The sequence below is a fragment of the Bacteroidota bacterium genome, from assembly GCA_016706255.1.
Taxonomy (GTDB): Bacteria; Bacteroidota; Bacteroidia; order Chitinophagales; family BACL12; genus UBA7236.
This window is the reverse complement of record JADJJZ010000029.1, coordinates 313,691-332,109: the sequence shown is the minus strand read 5'-3', so window position 1 is coordinate 332,109 and position 18,419 is coordinate 313,691. Positions and strand designations below refer to the sequence as shown.

Annotated in this window: 15 protein-coding genes; 7 read left to right on the top strand and 8 right to left on the bottom strand. The window is 37.1% G+C overall.

Going from position 1 to position 18,419, the window contains the following annotated elements; all coding sequences use genetic code 11:
- Positions 1-44: 44 nt before the first annotated feature.
- Positions 45-995 carry a TerC family protein gene (locus IPI65_19375; protein ID MBK7443590.1) on the top strand — a complete coding sequence of 317 codons (951 nt, stop codon included), beginning with the start codon at positions 45-47 and terminating at the stop codon, positions 993-995.
- Here IPI65_19375 and IPI65_19370 read toward each other — a convergent pair.
- Positions 992-2,203, bottom strand: a complete 1,212-nt coding sequence (locus IPI65_19370; protein MBK7443589.1) for an MFS transporter — start codon at positions 2,201-2,203, stop codon at positions 992-994. The genes IPI65_19375 and IPI65_19370 overlap by 4 nt on opposite strands.
- A gap of 45 nt (positions 2,204-2,248) precedes the next feature.
- The gene (locus tag IPI65_19365) at positions 2,249-2,815 is read right to left on the bottom strand and encodes a UbiX family flavin prenyltransferase (GenBank protein MBK7443588.1); all 567 of its coding nucleotides are present in this window, start codon (positions 2,813-2,815) and stop codon (positions 2,249-2,251) included.
- A gap of 81 nt (positions 2,816-2,896) precedes the next feature.
- Between IPI65_19365 and IPI65_19360 the strand changes: the two genes are divergently transcribed.
- From IPI65_19360 to IPI65_19350, 3 genes are all read left to right on the top strand, one after another.
- Positions 2,897-3,526: a thioredoxin family protein gene (locus IPI65_19360; protein MBK7443587.1), complete on the top strand. Its 630-nt coding sequence runs from the start codon at positions 2,897-2,899 to the stop codon at positions 3,524-3,526.
- Positions 3,527-3,531: 5 nt separating this feature from the next.
- Positions 3,532-4,125 (top strand): DUF255 domain-containing protein, encoded by a 594-nt coding sequence (locus IPI65_19355; GenBank protein ID MBK7443586.1) that lies wholly within the window; start codon positions 3,532-3,534, stop codon positions 4,123-4,125.
- A 75-nt stretch (positions 4,126-4,200) separates the two neighbouring features.
- The gene (locus IPI65_19350; protein MBK7443585.1) at positions 4,201-6,147 is read left to right on the top strand and encodes a KUP/HAK/KT family potassium transporter; all 1,947 of its coding nucleotides are present in this window, start codon (positions 4,201-4,203) and stop codon (positions 6,145-6,147) included.
- Here the strand turns inward: IPI65_19350 and IPI65_19345 are convergent.
- From IPI65_19345 to IPI65_19320, 6 genes are all read right to left on the bottom strand, one after another.
- Complete coding sequence (locus IPI65_19345) at positions 6,140-6,877, bottom strand: fructose-bisphosphatase class III (protein MBK7443584.1); 738 nt, start codon at positions 6,875-6,877, stop codon at positions 6,140-6,142. The genes IPI65_19350 and IPI65_19345 overlap by 8 nt on opposite strands.
- Positions 6,878-6,880: 3 nt before the next feature.
- On the bottom strand, positions 6,881-9,319 hold the full coding sequence (locus tag IPI65_19340) for a glycoside hydrolase family 2 protein (GenBank protein MBK7443583.1): 2,439 nt from the start codon (positions 9,317-9,319) through the stop codon (positions 6,881-6,883).
- A 62-nt stretch (positions 9,320-9,381) separates the two neighbouring features.
- Positions 9,382-10,116, bottom strand: coding sequence for a copper homeostasis protein CutC (locus IPI65_19335; GenBank protein ID MBK7443582.1), 735 nt, complete (start codon positions 10,114-10,116; stop codon positions 9,382-9,384).
- Positions 10,117-10,135: 19 nt separating this feature from the next.
- Positions 10,136-11,110 carry a N(4)-(beta-N-acetylglucosaminyl)-L-asparaginase gene (locus IPI65_19330; protein MBK7443581.1) on the bottom strand — a complete coding sequence of 325 codons (975 nt, stop codon included), beginning with the start codon at positions 11,108-11,110 and terminating at the stop codon, positions 10,136-10,138.
- 26 nt (positions 11,111-11,136) lie between these two features.
- Positions 11,137-13,413 (bottom strand): family 20 glycosylhydrolase, encoded by a 2,277-nt coding sequence (locus IPI65_19325; protein MBK7443580.1) that lies wholly within the window; start codon positions 13,411-13,413, stop codon positions 11,137-11,139.
- A gap of 225 nt (positions 13,414-13,638) precedes the next feature.
- Complete coding sequence (locus IPI65_19320; protein MBK7443579.1) at positions 13,639-15,267, bottom strand: acyl-CoA carboxylase subunit beta; 1,629 nt, start codon at positions 15,265-15,267, stop codon at positions 13,639-13,641.
- Between the two features lie 413 nt (positions 15,268-15,680).
- Here IPI65_19320 and fsa point away from each other — a divergent pair, with 413 nt between their 5' ends.
- The 3 genes from fsa (at position 15,681) to IPI65_19305 (ending at position 18,407) form a co-directional block, all read left to right on the top strand.
- The gene (fsa, locus tag IPI65_19315) at positions 15,681-16,337 is read left to right on the top strand and encodes a fructose-6-phosphate aldolase (protein ID MBK7443578.1); all 657 of its coding nucleotides are present in this window, start codon (positions 15,681-15,683) and stop codon (positions 16,335-16,337) included.
- 178 nt (positions 16,338-16,515) lie between these two features.
- On the top strand, positions 16,516-17,763 hold the full coding sequence (locus IPI65_19310) for a cation:proton antiporter (GenBank protein MBK7443577.1): 1,248 nt from the start codon (positions 16,516-16,518) through the stop codon (positions 17,761-17,763).
- Between the two features lie 137 nt (positions 17,764-17,900).
- Positions 17,901-18,407 (top strand): hypothetical protein, encoded by a 507-nt coding sequence (locus IPI65_19305; protein ID MBK7443576.1) that lies wholly within the window; start codon positions 17,901-17,903, stop codon positions 18,405-18,407.
- Positions 18,408-18,419: the final 12 nt, after the last annotated feature.

Genomic DNA, 18,419 nt, shown 5'->3' with positions numbered 1-18,419 from the left:
CTGAACAATAGACTAGTATTTCTGTTTTACTCGCAAACGTTAAAATGGACAACAACTTACTACTCTGGATTGGATTTAATGTATTTGTAATTATTATGTTAGCCCTCGATTTGGGCGTTTTTCACCGCAAAAATCATGTGGTAGGCATGAAGGAAGCGCTCACCTGGAGCGGTGTCTGGATTGGTTTGGCGCTGTTGTTTAATGCCGCTATTTACTTCGGAATTATTGGTGATTATGCTACACCTGCGATAGAAAAACAAAAGGGACTGGAATTTTTAACCGGTTACCTGATTGAAAAATCGCTGAGCATTGATAATATTTTTGTTTTCTTGCTCATTTTTTCCTTTTTCAGGGTGCCTGATTTATATCAGCATAAAGTATTATTCTGGGGTATTATCGGAGCCTTGGTAATGCGCGCAATTTTTATTTTCGCCGGTGTTGCATTGATAGAAAAATTCCATTGGATAATTTATGTATTCGGTGTGTTCTTAATTATTACGGGTATTAACATGATTCGCAATAAGGATAAAAAAATGGACCCGGAAAAAAGTGTCATCATTAAATTATTCCGCAAAATATATCCTGTTCACAATGATTATGCAGGCAGTAAATTTTTTATTGTAAAAGATGGAAAACGATATGCTACCTTGTTATTTATTGTATTGTTGTTTATTGAATTTACCGATTTAATTTTTGCAGTAGATAGTATTCCGGCAATTTTAGCCATTACGCCGGATCCGTTTATTGTGTATACTTCAAACGTATTTGCCATTTTAGGTTTGCGCAGTTTATATTTTGCACTGGCCGGCATTATGTATCGTTTTAAATATTTAATTTACGGTTTGGCCGGAATATTAATGTTTGTCGGATTAAAAATGTGTTTAGTTGATGTATATAAAATTCCGGTTGCAGTGTCACTTGGAGTAATTGCATTGGCATTAACAATTGCGATTTGGTATAGTATGTATAAAACGAAACAGGCTGCCGGAAATTAAGCTGTAGCTTCCACTTTTTTATTTTTTCCAAGCACATAAAAACCGTAAGCGATTGCAATACAAAATGCGCCCATAATCCACCACAGGGCAGCATAATTTAATTGTTCGATTATTTGTGTGCTGCTATAAGGTGAAACAATAAATGCAAGTGCCCAGGCAATGGTGTAAACAGCTAAATAACTGCCACGCGTTTGTGGTGTGGCAGTTTGAACTACGCGTGAAATCATAAACGGCATGGCAAATATTTCTGAGAAGCTTAATAATGTCATGGATATCAATAATATTATTGTTCCGTGAAATAAATTAAATAGCAAAAAAGAAGCACCTAACATTAAGCAACCTATTACAATTAGATGATTTGGTTTAAAACGTTTTTCCAGTTGCGATACGGTGATCATCTCAAAAATAAATACAATTAATCCGTTAAAGCCAATGAGTAATCCAATTGCAGCTTCCGGCTTCAAATACACATCTTTATAATATAGTGGAATGCCTGAAAAAATTTGAAAAAATGCAATCGCATAAAAAAAGCAGAATAACATAAACAACATAAATGTATTATCGCGATATGGCGAACTTACTTTTATCGTTGCATCTTTTTTCTCTTTATGAATTTGTGGTTGTTTATTTCTGAAATAAAAATAAAAAACGATACCTGCCGCAATACAGGTAATTCCATCTCCAACAAAAAGCCACACATAACTTATTCCGGCTAACAAACCCGCTACAGCAGGCCCAATTGCCACACCAAGATTAATTGCCATCCGCATTAAAGAAAATGAACGTGTTGTTGTTTCAGGTGTCGCAAAATGTGAAGTCATTGAAGAGGCTGCTGGGCGCATACTATCATTTATCAATCCGCAAAAAAACACCGATATCGCCAATGGATAAAATGTGTGAAACAACGGAATAATCAGATAACTGCAGCCACCAACCAATAAACTTAAAATCTGCACCTTAAACGGACCAAATTTATCGCTCCACCTGCCACCCAAATATGAACCGGCCAAACTGCCGATACCGAAAATACTCATGATTAAGCCTGCTTGCGTTTTTGAATAACCCAGTGAACTGGTCATGTAAACCGTCATAAATGGCAAAACCATACTTCCGGTTCTGTTGATTAACTGAATTGCAGCTAAAATCCAGACCGATTTAGTTATACCTCTGTAGGCATCTTTATAAGTTGCGAGTAATTGCCCAAACACTACACGAAGATAAGCAGTGTGGATTTGCAGTTTTAAAACCAGATGTTAATTATCGTTCCATCGATAGCCATTCATGGGCAATACGGCTAAATCCATCACGCGATGAATCACAGTTCCTGCAAGTTGTTCGAAACTTTTAGGTTTGCTGTAAAATGATGGGGTTGCGGGACAAATTATTCCTCCGGCGAGGGTAATTGTCTCCATATTTTTGATGTGAATCAGGTTATAAGGTGTTTCTCTGGCAACGAGGATAAGTTTTCTGCGTTCTTTGAGCATAACATCAGCAGCTCGTGTAATTAAATCGTTGGAAATTCCGGTTGCAATGCGGCCTAAAGTGCCCATTGAGCAAGGGCAAATCACCATTGTGTCAAACATGGCTGAACCTGAAGCAAATGGCGCCATAAAATCATTTTTCCCGTAAAATTTGAATGGATATTTTGTGAAATCATCGTTGTCGAGCTCAAATTTCCACACGTCTTTTGCATTATCGCTCATTACCACACCAATTGCTTCGGGAGCAGGGTTTAAATCTGCCAAAGCATCCAACAAAACTTTTGCATAAATTGCTCCACTTGCACCCGTTACCGCAACAACGATTTTACGTTTCAACATGTTAATAGTTATTAATAGATTGCAAGTTAACCAGTTTGGAATTATTTTTGTTTAGTAATCGTTCAAGAAAGAAATTTACCTATGCAGAAGAAGTATGTGTTCATCCTGATTTTAGTGGCCTTATTGGCAGGAACAATTGTTGCCGTAAATCCGGCATTTAACAATAACGAACAGGAATTAAAATCACAAGTTGCTGATAATGAATTAGTTACAGAAGGTGACACCACCGCGGAAGCATTTAAATGGTATCAAATGAAAGAAGCTTTGGCATTGCAGGAAAAAACCGGCAAAAAAATGTTCATCGATGTTTACACTACTTGGTGCGGGCCATGCAAGATGCTTGAGGCGAATACTTTCTCCAATCCCGTAATTCAAAAATTGCTTTCGGAATATTATATCCCAACAAAATTTAATGCTGAATGTGGTGACACTGTGGTTTTTAAAGGTCAGACCTTCATGAACCGCAATTACACGCCAACACCAAGAAAAAGTACTCACGATTTTGCTGTTTATATTGCTTCAACACAGCAAGGTTTAGGATATCCTACAATGGTGTTTTTAGATAGCAGTTTAAATATGATTCAACCAATTTCCGGTTATTTAGTGCCTGGTCAGTTGGAGCCCATTCTTTCATTTTTTGGGACTGATGCCTATAAAACCACTGATTGGGAAACCTATTATAAAGGATTTACCTCTCAAATTTCTCAATAATCACCATGATTTCCACCTTACTGCTTGCAGCATCGCTGTTTTTCGGAAATTCCGATGCAACAGCCACCATTAATCACAAACAGGAAACAGCAACGTCTGATACAATTACCTGGATGAACCTGGCTGATGTAAATAAAATCGTAGAAAAAAATATCAAAAAGAATAAGGTTAAAGAGGACAAATTAATAATTGTCGATTTTTATACAGACTGGTGCGGATGGTGTAAACGTTTAGATAGTGAAACCTACAAAGACCCTGAAGTAGCAGCGCTAATGAACAAATATTTTTACCCGGTAAAATTTGATGCTGAACAACAGGATTCTGTAGCTTTTGCAGGATTAAATTACAAATTTAAAGCTTCCGGAAGTCGTGGCACCAATGAGTTTGCGCTTACCATGGCGTCTCGCCCCGGAGGAAGAATCGGATATCCAACCATTACAATAATATCAGCAATGGGTGAAAAAATTGCTGTTGAAGCAGGATTTAAAAATGCTGCCAAGATGAAAGTATTCCTTACTTATTACGGAGAGGGGCATTACAAGACAAAAGACTACGCCACATTCGAAAAGGAATACAACCAAAAACAACTCACCGATTAAGTGCATAAAATAGTGTAAAACATTTTGTGATTTCCTTCAATAGTTTTGTTGAGCAGGGTATATTTGCCCGATTTTATGTCAAGCGCAGGAAAAAATATTCATAAATTATCCGCTGCGGGTGTACTGGTAACACTCGGAATTATTTTTGGTGATATTGGTACATCTCCGATCTATGTTTTAAGCGCTGTAGTGGGCGACAATGTAATTAGTCGAGAATTAGTGTTGGGCGGATTAAGTTGCGTTTTCTGGACCTTATTTATTATCACCACCTTTAAATATGTATATCTTGCTTTAAATAATGATAACCGCGGTGAGGGTGGGATTTTTGCATTATATGCCATTCATAGGCGTTTTAAGGTGAAGTGGGCTATTATTCCGGCTTTGGTTGGTTGCGCAGCCCTTATTGCAGATGGTTTTATTACACCGCCAATTTCTATTTCTTCGGCAATTGAAGGTTTGAAATTATTAAATCCGAATATTGACAGTGTTGTTCCTTATGTAATTATTGCAATGACCGTTTTGTTTGTGATTCAGCAATTCGGAACAAATGTGGTTGGTCGTGCATTCGGACCAATTATGGGAATTTGGTTTGGGATGATTGGTTTACTTGGTGCAATTCAAGTTGTTCAAAATCCTGATGTATTAAATGCATTAAATCCATATTGGGCCATTCATTTATTAACGGAATATAAAGGTGGTTTCTGGTTGTTAGGTGGTGTGTTTTTATGTTCCACCGGAGCAGAAGCCATGTATAGCGATTTAGGCCATTGCGGTAAACACAATATTCGTTTTAGCTGGACATTTGTTTTAATTTCTTTATTACTCAATTATTCAGGTCAGTCTGCCTATTTATTATCAGAAGCCGGCCATACACTGGATGAACACAGTCCGTTTTATATGATTATGCCTGAATGGTTTTTACCTGTTGGTATCATCATCGCTACGCTGGCAACATTAATTGCAAGTCAGGCAATTATTACCGGTTGTTTCACATTGGTGAATGAAGCCATGAAGTTAAAATTATGGACCAATTTTAAAGTAATTTACCCTTCTACCGTTCGTGGACAAATTTATATTCCTGCTATTAACTGGTTTTTATTTGTAGGTTGTATTGCTGTTGTTTTATTATTTCGTGAAGCAAAACACATGGAAGCTGCGTACGGTTTGGCAATAACATTTGATATGATTATGACAACCATTTTACTTGCGAGTTTAATGCGTTTGCAGAAAAGAAATATCATATTAATTGGCATTTTCGCCGTTGTAATTTTATCTATAGAAGGTTCATTCCTGATTTCCAATCTGAATAAATTTACACATGGCGGTTGGTTTACTGTTTCTTTAGCTGTTGCCATTTTCTTCTGTTTATGGATATTTTATGAAGCAAGAAAATTACGTGCAAAACATACTGAGTTTGTTGAAATTGATAAATACCTTCCGGCTATTCAGGATTTAATGGCAGATGAAACTTTACCAAAAGAATCTACACATTTAGTATACATGTCGATGGTAAATGATAAAAACCATATTGATTCCAATATCATTTATTCGATTTTCAGAAAACGCCCAAAACGTGCAGATGTGTATTGGTTTGTGCACGTAGACATTGCCAACGACCCTTATCTGGCAAGTTATTCCGTCGATACAATTATCCCGAAAAAAATGTTTTTTGTCCGCTTGCGTTTTGGATTTAAGGTTGAACATAAAGTGAATGTGATGTTCCGCCAAATTGTTGAAGAGATGGTAAAAACAGGAGAGGTGGACATTGTGAGTAATTATCCGAGTTTACGTAAACACGGTATGTATGCTGATTTCAAATTTATTTTATTGAACTCACGTGTTGCCAGTGATAATAAATTAACGCCTTGGGAACAGATTGTAGTAAAAGGTTATCGCTTAATTAAATCACTCAGCTTACCAACACATGAAGATTTTGGTTTAGAGCTCACCAATGTGGAATACGAAATGGTTCCAATCAGCGTGCGTGATGCAATAGAAATTAAATTAGAGCGGATTAAATAGCCGAATTACTTTCCAGCTTTTCAATTTTATCTACATTTTTCTGCAATATGGGTTGCATGGTATCGAGGTCTAATGCACATAAATAACCTTGTCCGGTTTTTACATGATAAACACAACCGCAGTCAATATTTATTGCCAGATGTTTTTTCTCGTTAATATCTTGTTGTAGTGTTTCAAAATTTCTTGCTGAATGGCCATGCACAATAATTTTATTGTGAATTTTTGCAGGATCAATATCATTATACCAATTGCGAATCCAATACATGCTGTTGGTATCTTTAAACACATCTTCTTCTTTAAAATTTAAACCTGCATGTACGAGAATACAATTATCAAGCTCAACGTATGGTTTCAAATTGCGAATAAACGTATCGTATTTTTTATCCAGATTTTTTAAATCGTCGATGCGGTTATATCCGAAATTAAACATGGTAGTAACACCACCGTTTTTTATCCAGTTCTGGTAACGGCGCCAATCCCAGCAATAAGGAATTGTTTCGTCGATTGCCTGTAAAAACATGTGTTCATGGTTACCCATTAAAACGGTTACTTTATATCCGTCTTCCATCATCTGCATAACATGGTCCATTACACCTTTGCTGTTAGGCCCGCGGTCAATCAAATCGCCGAGGAGGTATAACTCATCCTCTTTTGTCAGTTTTAAGGTATCGAGCAGGGTGGTAAAGGTGGTTAAACAACCGTGAATATCAGATATCGCGTAACGTTTCATAATTTAATGGTATAGGGTATTTAAACTTTTAATTTTGATTATTGATTCCGGATTTTCCGGTAAAATGCCCTGCAAAGATATTTCTTTTGGGGCAGAAGGCAATAGGTCGAAAAAATTATCCGATAATTCCAGCTCAGCACCTTCTGTATATAGATATACACCCCGAACGTAGGTATCTGCTGATATGGTGATGGTGTTTTTTTCAGTATTGAAGCTTATCGAAAATTGCGGTTCCTGCAGGGATACGCTTTTTTCAGGAGCAAACAAGTGAAAGTTTTCAGCTAAAATGGAATCGTTGGCGGTTAGAACCATATATAACACACAATTTTCAGGAGCGTATCCTTCTAAAAAGTATTTGGTATTAATGGCAGTGAAAGGAGCAGCAGATGCAGCATCTAAGGTTACCGGCAACTGTTTTGTTGTGATAATTTTCCCTGTGGTGGTCATTAAGGTATAACTCAATGTCGCATTTATTGAATATGGCTTGTCGTTTATAAACCAGGTCTGCAAACTGCCATTTTCTTCTAAAACACTAATCAAAATATCCGCATAGGTTTGTTTTACAGTGTAAAAAGATGCCTTGCGGTTGAAATAATAATCAATTGTGCTCCAGCTCGTTACAGGCCAACAATCATTTAATTGCCAGAACAAAGTGCCCATACAATAAGGCCGATTGCGCCGATGGGCTTCAATTGCAGTGCGCATGCCATCTGCCTGTAATAATTGTGAAACGTAAATAAAGTCCTCAAATTTTTCAGGAACACGATAACTTCTAGCCATGTATTCGAGAATGGTTTCATAACCCACCGGATGTTTTTGGTGCATTTTAACAGAAGGCGAACCTAAATACAACTCCGATTCGGGAATAAATTGTTTAAAGGAGTTAAATACCGGCATGCCCTGAAAACCATATTCACTCATGAAACGCGGAATTTTTTCATTATAAACAGAAAACGGTTGTTTGCCCCACCAAATACCCCAGTAATGACTATCGCCTTCAAACATACTCTCTTTGCGACCCCAGCCATGTAATGGAGAGGATGCATGATAATTTACATTGGTATGTGCAGCTGTTCTTAAAATACCCGGAATAATCTGATTAAACAATTTCTGATTGGTCTGTTCAATATATGCGGAATCTTCCTGTGAATAATTAAATTGTTTTTGCCAGCCCCAATTTTTCCATCCTTCATCATTTTCATTATTGCCGCACCATAAAGCAATACTTGGATGATGTTTTAATCGATTTACCTGTTGTGTAAATTCTAATTCCCATGCGGGCTGATTGGGATACATGGCGCAGGCAAACATAAAATCCTGCCAAACCATTATTCCCATTGAGTCACATAAATTGTATAAATAATCCAATTCATAAATACCACCGCCCCAAATACGAATCATATTCATATTCATGTTTTTTGCTTCGGTAATTAATTTGCGGTAATGTTCATGTGTTGCAGCAGGAGAGAAGCTGTTGAGCGGAATTAAATTTGCACCTTTCGCAAATACTTTTAAACCATTTACAGTGAAATAAAAACTTTCACCGGCATTATCTTTTTCGCGATTTAATTTGATATTGGAAAAACCGGTAGTGATATTTTTTTGAAAGATTTTTTTGTTTTTGTGAATGATGTTTAATTCATACTGATATAATTTCTGCTCACCATAACCATTCGGATACCAGCGTTCTTTAACAGGAAAATAACAAGTAAACTGATTACCGGCCGGAAAATGGGCGTAGTAGGCCATTGCATATAAAACAGTATTTGTAGTTGTTTCTCTTAACTCAATTTTATAATCTGTTTTTGCAAAGGCGTTAAATAATAAATCAACATCAATTCTAATAGAATCTTTGCCTTCATCAATAAAATTGATATCCGCTGTTTTTACCTGAATATTATCTGTTGCCTCAATGGTAATTGGTTTCCAAATTCCGCAGGTAACTAAACGTGGTCCCCAGTCCCAGCCAAACTGATATTGTCCTTTTCTGGCAAATACACGTTCCTCACCGGGTAAGGCAACCGGATATGCTTGTTGTAAACTTTTGGCTTTATTAACAGCTGAATAAAATCGGATATATAATTTATTTACACCTTTTTGCAGAAACGGTTTTATGTCGACCGATTGCGCAACAAACATGTTTTCGGATTGTAAAATGAGCGTGTCATTTAAATAAACATCTGCATAAGTATCCAAACCTTCGAAATTCAAACGAATAAAATCCTGTTTCAGCATTTTATTTTTAATCTCGAAAAAAGTTTGATATTCCCAATCCTCACGTTCAACCCATTGCACTGCTGCTTCGTTGGTGCCATAAAAAGGATCAGGTATAATATTATTTGCGATTAAGTCGGTGTGCACACAACCGGGAACAGTTGCAGGCATCCAGGAAGTAGTATCACCAACTTTACGAAATTGCCAATGGGAATTTAAAGCTATCATATTTTGCGCGTTAACAAGTGTAACGGCCAAGGTTATTGCAAGAAGTGTGCAAAGTTTTATTTTCATGCAGGGAATTGCTGTGTTATTTTTTTTAATGCAGCAACCTCAATTGGATTTACGCAGGTTAAGTGACTAAAATCGTAAATGCCCTCGCGGTATTGTTGTTTTAATGGTGCTTGTTTTTTTGCGGAAGTGTGAATTTCGGTGCAGCCTGTAAATCGGATTAAGGCTTCAGCATTTGTTGCATTTATGCCGGCTCCGGGTAAAATTGTTATTCGATTTGCAGCTACTTGAATTAAATCTTTTATCAATTGTTTACCCGCTAATGCAGATGCCTGTTGGCCGGATGTAAGTATTCGTTTAAATCCACATTGGATTGCTGTTTCCAAAGCTAACATCGGGTCATTGGTCATATCGAATGCACGTTGTAAAGTGCAGGTCATGGGTGCAGCCAAATCAACTAATTCCTTATTACGTTCAGCATCCAAATTGCCATCTGTTTGCATAATTCCGAAAATGATATGTTTTACACCAATTTGTTTGCAGTGTAAAATATCCGCTTTCATTACTTCAAATTCATGTTCATCATAAATAAAATCACCACCACGCGGTCGAATCATTACAACAATATTTTCCGGGCTAATTATTTTAAATGCTTCGGTTATGGAAGCATGTGATGGTGTAATGCCACCTTCCACGTAACTGGCGCATAACTCAATCCTGTCGGCACCTGCATTAACCGCAGTTACAACATCAGTGGAATTAAACGTACAAATTTCTAATAAAATGGATGCCATGAAAAAGTGAGTGAATTAATTAATAATATGCATCTGATTTAAATAACTGATTCGGAATATTATTGGAATAAACAGCATAATTAAATCCGGGTTGTAAACAATATGCGCCAAATTCGCCATTTTTATTGAGTGCAATAAATCCAACCTGAAAAGTTTTTGTTTTTTCTTTTCTGATTTTCACCATGCGCATAACAGCTTCTTTACAAGCTTCGTAAGGTGAATAATTTTGTCGCATTAATTCCACTACTAAATGGGTTCCGGAAATTCTGATAACTTCTTCTCCGGTTCCTGTTGCCGTTGCTGCACCAATTTCATTGTCTACATACAATCCTGCACCAATTATAGGTGAATCACCAACACGCCCACGCATTTTAAATGCTAGTCCACTTGTAGTGCAGGCACCTGATAAATTTCCATTTGCATCCATGGCAATCATACCGATGGTGTCGTGATTTTCGATATTAATTACCGGTTTATATTCCGATTTTTTTAACCATTCCTGATAAGCTTTTACGGATTCCGGATTGGTATAATCATCTAAAGTAAACCCCTGGCTCAACGCAAATTGTTGTGCACCTGCTCCAACCAGCATCACATGAGGTGTTTTTTCCATGACAGCACGTGCAACTGAAATGGGGTTTTTTATTTTTTCAAGAAATGCTACTGAGCCACAATTATAATTTTCATCCATAATGCAGGCATCTAATGTAGTATGTCCTTCCCGGTCGGGCTGACCGGCTAAACCAACGGAAGTAGAAAATAAATCGTTTTCTGCAACTTTTACACCTGCTTCCACTGCATCGAGTGCACGTCCATTTTTATTTAATACAGCCCATGCATCTTTGTTTGCTTCAATACCAAAATCCCAGGTAGATAATACAATTGGTTTATGCATTGGGTTGGGTGTTATCGGATTTTTTGCATAAATATCTGCGGTAGCAAAAACGCCTGCTCCCAGTGTGATATTTTTTATAAAATTTCGTCTGTTACTCATATTTTGTATTTAAAAATAACGGTAATTTATTGAATACTTATTTCATCTGTAAATAACCATGCTTTAGAACCTGAGCCCGGATTACCTGATGGTATAAGGCCATAATTTGGTGCAATTATTTTTATATAACGGCCGGTAGTTATTGATGAATTAATTTTTACAGCAACTCTTTTTTGTGTGGAGTTGATTTTTGTCTGTCCTGCTTTTTGAAAATTGCGCTGGTTATCGCTTACATATATTTCCATCGACTGTGGTGGATATATCCAACTCATTTTATCATATAAAAAACCAACTGTAACACTATTAATTGTATCAATAGCGCCAAGATCAATAATTACTTCAAGGTCGGTACCGCTGAAGCCCAACCATTCGTTGCCACTCCAGTTTGGTGTTACGGTTGCTTCAATTCCATTAACCAGCGTAACCGGTCCATCGCCACTGTATTTTTTTGAAGGTTCGTTTTTGATAATAATTTTTTTACCGGTTGCAGTATTTTGTTGAATTTTAATATTGGTTACAGGCGGATTTTTTACACCGGCAACCATATTTGCACTAACAAAAGCAATATTCGTTTCCAATTTAAAAGGTTGTGTATAAACAAATGCATTTTTAGCACCATTTATACCACTAATTGTTGTGACATGAATATCACCAAATTGTTTATTCCCGATTAATTCTAACAATAAATCTGCTCCGGGTTCGGTTTGGGTAATACGATAATTTACCTGATAAACAGATTTAGCATAATTCGTTCCTGTTTTATCTAATAATCCGAAATGAAATACCAGTCTGCGACTAAAATCATCAAAATTTCTTTTTTCTAACGGCGACCAAACCACTTCACTTAATGCAAGCAAACGGGGTAACAACATGTATTCCACATTTTCGGGATAGTTGATATATTCTGTCCAAAGATTTCCCTGTGCACCCAAAATATATTTCCCCTGATCAGCAGTTAATGCTGCAGGAATGGGATTAAACTGATATACTTTTTCGAGGGTAACAAATCCGCCAATAGCAAGTGGTTCAAGCAGGGGAGCACCCTGGTAATAATCAAAGTAACAATAACTTCCGGGTGTCATTATTGCATAATGATTTTGTTGTGCTGCTGCAATTGCACCATCTTCACCACGCCAACTCATAATTGTAGCATTTGGTGTAATGCCGCCTTCCAGAATTTCATCCCAACCAATAATTTTTCGCCCTTTACTGGTAACATAATTATCAATGCGATGTATGAAATAATTTTGTAAACCGTGTTCATCTACTAAATTATTGTCTTTAATTAATTGCTGACAATGACTACAATTTTTCCATCGAATTTTTTCTACTTCATCGCCGCCAATATGAATATATTGTGAAGGAAATAATGCCATTACCTCATCAAGCACATTTTGCAGAAAAACAAATGTTTCTTCTTTAGGACAAAATGCTTCATCAAAAACACCCCAGCCTTTTGCCACAGTATAAGTAGTATCAGCAACACAACCTAATTCCGGATACGCAGCTAATGCAGCAAGGCAATGTCCCGGCATTTCAATTTCAGGAATAACTGTTATATGACGTTCGTTTGCATATTTTACAATTTCCTTAATTTGTTTTTGCGTATAAAATCCGCCGTAACGAATAGTATCATATTGTTGATCGCGGTAATGCCCAACCATACTGCCACTGCGCCATGCACCAATTTCGGTGAGTTTTGGATATTGTTTTATTTCTATCCGCCAACCCTGATCATCTGTCAAATGCCAGTGAAAAGAATTCATTTTATACAGAGCGAGATAGTCGATATATTTTTTAATAAAATCAACATCAAAAAAATGACGTGCACAATCGAGGTGCATGCCACGATATTCAAATCGCGGATAATCTTCTACCGTGCCACATGGAATTTGAAAAGTATTATTTCCTGATTTTTCAATCATTTGCATCATGGTAAGTAAACCATATAACACACCACCTTCATTTTTTCCGGTTATGGTAATATTTTCCTTTGTAATATTTATAAAGTAGCCGCCATTCCCAACTGCAATAGTAGAATCATATTTTAATGTAATTATTTTGCCGTCACCAATTTTTTTTGTTGCTGTTTTTAATGGCAGGTTATAATATTTTATCAGATAGTCTTTAATAACAAAACCATCCATATATGACCTGAAGTCTGTGCCCAATAAATAGGTAGTCGGATCAAAAACAAAATAACCGGGAGCGGACTGAACAGAAACTGGAGCAGGGATAATTACATTTTGACTGAACGAATTTAAGCAACAGCAGATGAGGAGCAGGCCGAACCATTTTTTCATGGGGTGAAAATAACGACTTGTTTGCTCAAAACAAACTGCTGAAACGTCAATATGGTGGAGAAGTTTGGCGTGTTCATCATCCGTAATGACAAAAATGAACCGGATAGTTGTTTTTTACCACGGAGAAAAAAAGTTAATGCCTGGTAAAGAGGAACCTTCTGCCCCCAAAAAAAAGATAATTTACTACTTATTGTAAAAGTTACAATAAGTAGTAAAAAATTTCAATTATACTTGTAAAACACCCGGATTAAAAGGTTTAATATCAGCGTTATTGTTAGCCATTTCGATGCCCATGCTTACCCATTTTCTGGTTTCCAGCGGGTCGATAATGGCATCAATCCACAAGCGTGCTGCAGCATAATACGGGTCCATGGTTTCGTTGTAATGATTGAGAATATTATCGAGTAGTTCTTTCTCTTTTTCGGCAGTAATTACTTCGCCTTTAGCTTTAAGTGAAGCCACTTGAATTTGCAACAACACTTTACCGGCCTGAGCGCCACCCATAACGGCAATTTTTGCATTTGGCCAGGCAACTATTAAACGCGGATCATAAGCTTTACCGCACATGGCGTAGTTTCCTGCACCAAAACTGTTGCCAATAATCACTGTAAATTTCGGAACAACAGAATTTGCAACAGCGTTAACCAATTTGGCACCGTCTTTAATAATTCCGGCGTGTTCACTTTTGCTGCCCACCATAAATCCGGTTACATCCTGTAAAAATAGGAGTGGTATTTTTTTCTGGTTGCAATTCATAATAAACCGTGCTGCTTTATCGGCACTATCATTATAAATTACACCACCAATTTGTAATTCGCCTTTTTTATTTTTTACTACTTTGCGCTGATTGGCAACAATACCAACGCTCCAGCCGTCGATTCGACCGGTTCCGCAAACTATTGTTTTACCATACGCCGCTTTATATTCATCAAATTCAGATTTATCAACCAAACGTTTAATGATATCCAATACATCATATTGTTTGGTAATTTCTTCGGGCATGATACCGTAAATTTCATTTTCATCCAAAGCAGGAGTGGCAGGTGTTACTCTGTCGAAACCAGCTAACGGTTTAGCGCCAATTTTATCGATTGTTTTGCGAATATGATTGATACAATCTTCATCATTTTCAGCAGCATAATCGCAAATGCCTGAAATTTCGGTTGTTGTAATGGCTCCACCGAGGGTTTCTGCATCGATATCTTCACCGATAGCAGCTTTTACCAGATAAGGTCCTGCCAGAAATATACTTCCCGTATTTTTTACAATATAAGCTTCATCACTCATGATGGGCAAATAAGCGCCACCGGCAACACAACTGCCCATGATAGCGGCAATTTGTGTGATACCCATTGAACTCATTACCGCATTATTTCTGAAAATGCGACCGAAATTTTCTTTATCCGGAAAAATTTCATCCTGCATCGGCAAATACACGCCGGCGCTATCAACGAGGTAAATAATCGGTAATTTATTTTCTATGGATATTTCCTGAGCGCGCAGATTTTTTTTACCGGTAATTGGAAACCATGCTCCGGCCTTAACTGTAGCATCGTTGGCAACAACAATACATTGACGGCCTGCCACATAACCAATTTTTACCACAACACCACCGCTAGGGCAACCACCATGTTCGGTATACATATTATGTCCGGTAAAAGCACCCAGTTCTATAAAAGGTTTATCTGCATCGAACAATAATTTAATACGTTCGCGTGCATGTAATTTGCCTTTTTCATGCAGTTTATCGATAGATTTTTTTCCGCCACCTTCACTCACTTTTGCAAGGCGTTGCTTCATTGTTGAAACGAGCAACTTAATGGCATCTTCGTTTTTATTAAAATTAATATCCATAAAAAAATAATAAGGGCAAGATAAACACTTAAATTAACAATGTTCATGTTATCTGCTTTCCGGAACACATCTTATAAGATGCATTTTAATTGTTAATTGAATTTTGCAAAAATAAGCACTACAAATTATCCGCGATGCTAATGATGTCATCATTTTTTTCTACTTTTGCCCCGGGCAAGTCCTATACGACCAGCTCCCGCTGAATCCCCCAGGCCCTGACCGGAGCAAGGGTAGGTGGTTGTAGCGGTGCGATGTAGATCACTTGCCCTTTTTTATTTTCCTGCTGCCCCATTTGCCTGTTTCAATTATAGGAAAATATAATTTTTGTCTGAGCAGGCTGATTTTAGGTTGTTGAAAACCCACTGCATTTTTACAACAAATGAAGCTATTTTTGCGAAACTGATTAAATTACTATGAAATTTTTTATTGATACAGCAGATCTCAACGAGATTAAAGAAGCCGCAGCACTCGGCATACTTGATGGTGTTACCACCAATCCTTCACTGATGGCCAAAGTTGGTATAACCGGCGCCGATAACATCAAAAAACACTATGTCGACATTTGTAACATTGTGGATGGCGATATTAGTGCAGAGGTTATTTCCGTTGATTTTGACGGAATGGTACGCGAGGCTAAAGAACTTTCGGCATTACATCCAAACATTGTTGTTAAAATACCGATGATTAAAGAAGGTATCAAAGCAATAAAATGGTGTACTGATAACGGTATCCGCACAAATTGCACCCTAGTATTTTCTGCAGGTCAGGCAATTTTAGCTGCAAAAGCAGGTGCTACTTACCTTTCACCATTTATTGGTCGTATTGATGATATGAACTGGGATGGTATTCAACTGATTGAACAAATTGTGCATATTTATCGCATTTACGGATATGAAACTGAAGTATTAGCTGCTTCAATCCGCAATCCGTTACATATTGTTCGTTGTGCTGAGGTTGGTGCCGATGTGGTAACTACTCCACTAAGTTCAATTCTTGGCTTGTTTAAACATCCGTTGACAGACATTGGATTAGCGCAGTTTCTGGCTGATTACAAAAAAGGTAACGGATAATTAAACCGTAAAATCATTCAAAAATTATAATAATAAGGCCCTAAAGTATAGCTTTGGGGCCTTATTCTATTTAACCAATAGAATAATAGTAAAATACCCGCCGATACAATTAGCCTTGTATCTTCTTTAGCCGGAACAGGGTGTTTCACTGATTATTAATTATTAAACCCATCTGAGTATGAACCGTTTACCGAGTCATGAAGTCTTGCCGTTTTTATTATTGGTAGCAACCTTACTGCTAGTCGGTAGATTATTAGGTGAATTATTTAGGAAATTGAAATTGCCACAGGTTATGGGTGAACTGGTGGCCGGTATTTTATTAGGACCATCGTGTCTGCAGCGCCTGGCACCTGAATTTTATCAGTCGTTTTTTGTTGAGCCGAAAAGTGCGGGTATTGCTTTTGATGGTTTAGCACGCATTGGAATTTTACTACTCTTATTTGTTGCGGGGCAGGAAATTAATTTAAGAACAATACGGGCTAAAGCCAATGCAGCTGCGGCAATCAGTTTATCGGGAATCGCTTTTCCATTTATTATCGGATTTGCAGCAACCTGGTTTTTTACACCCATTTTATTTCCTGATGGTGTTGCAGATAAAACAGCATCTGCATTATTTATGGGTACTGCCTTGTCGATAACGGCTTTATCGGTTTTAGCGAAAATATTAATTGATATCAAACAACTGAAAAGTAAGTTTGGGAATTTAATGATGACAGCAGCAATGATTGATGATTTTATTGGCTGGATGTTATTTTCATTAGTAGTTAGTGTAGCGAATCTGGAAAGCGAAAGTAGTTTTGCAGGATGGCAGGTGATGTTTATGGTAATTGGTTTTGCTGCATTTATAATTACGGTTGGCAGAAAATTAATTCATTACTCATTTGTTTTTTCCAACAAACATTTATCGAGTGGGGGAGGTACATTATCGGTTGCCATTATATTTTGTATTCTCGGTGCAATATTTACTGAATGGTTAGGATTACACGCCATTTTTGGCGCATTTTTAGTCGGCATTGCCGTCGGTGATTCCGAAGAATTCAGTGGAAAAAACAGGGAAATGTTGCACGATATTGTCACCTATATTTTTGCGCCGTTATTTTTTGTTTCGATTGGATTCAGAGTAGATTTTATCGAAAACTTTGATGGTGGTGTAATTGCATTTGTATTATTAATTGCCATTCTCGGTAAATTGATTGGCGGATTTTTAGGCGGATTGATGGGGAAATTTTCGAAACCCGAATCGCTGGCAATTGGGTTTGGAATGAATGCACGCGGTTCGCAGGAAATTGTATTGGGATTAATTGCATTAAATGCCGGATTAATAACGGATCAGATATTTGTCGCGCTAGTGGTAATGACCTTCGTAACTATTATGATAGCAGGTCCTGCCATCCGATATTTTTTGAAGAAGGAGAATTTATTTTAAAAACCCACTATTTGCCGGAATGCCTGTAATACAGCAGTTTCGGGACATTGGTATATCTTGTTGATAAGAATTTCACCTGCGATTTTCCATTTGTAATAATTTGGTATGATTTTTCGTTTTATGTCGAAAATATGAGTATGAAAAGGAAAATAGCCAGCTTTCTGTTTATCTGCTCCGGAATCGCCACACAAAGTTTTGCATCTGAAAATTCGGCAGACACAACGTTCAAAAAAGACAACCCGAATTTATTATACACCACCAAAGATTTTTACATTGAGGTGCCAACAGATTGTTATAATGACAATTTGTGCATTCAGAATTTTTTCCTGATTCTTACCTTTAATGTTGGTATTAATGGTAACAATGAAATTAAACAAATCGGATTTAAAGATGCCGATATTGAATTTAATTCAAAACCTGCTACAGGTAAAACTTACATCAAACAAACTTTTTCAAAATACGAATCGGTTTCAGCTGAAAACGGTTGGAATGTGAAAGTGGTATTTTTTCCAGATAAACCCGCAGGAAATTATGCTGCGTTTGTCACCAAATTCGAATTTAACGGTTCCATAAAACAAAATCATATTGTTGGAACACTCACCTTTTATACAGCAAAAGGGCAGGAAGTAGTCACACTAAATTAATTTTAAAGCATA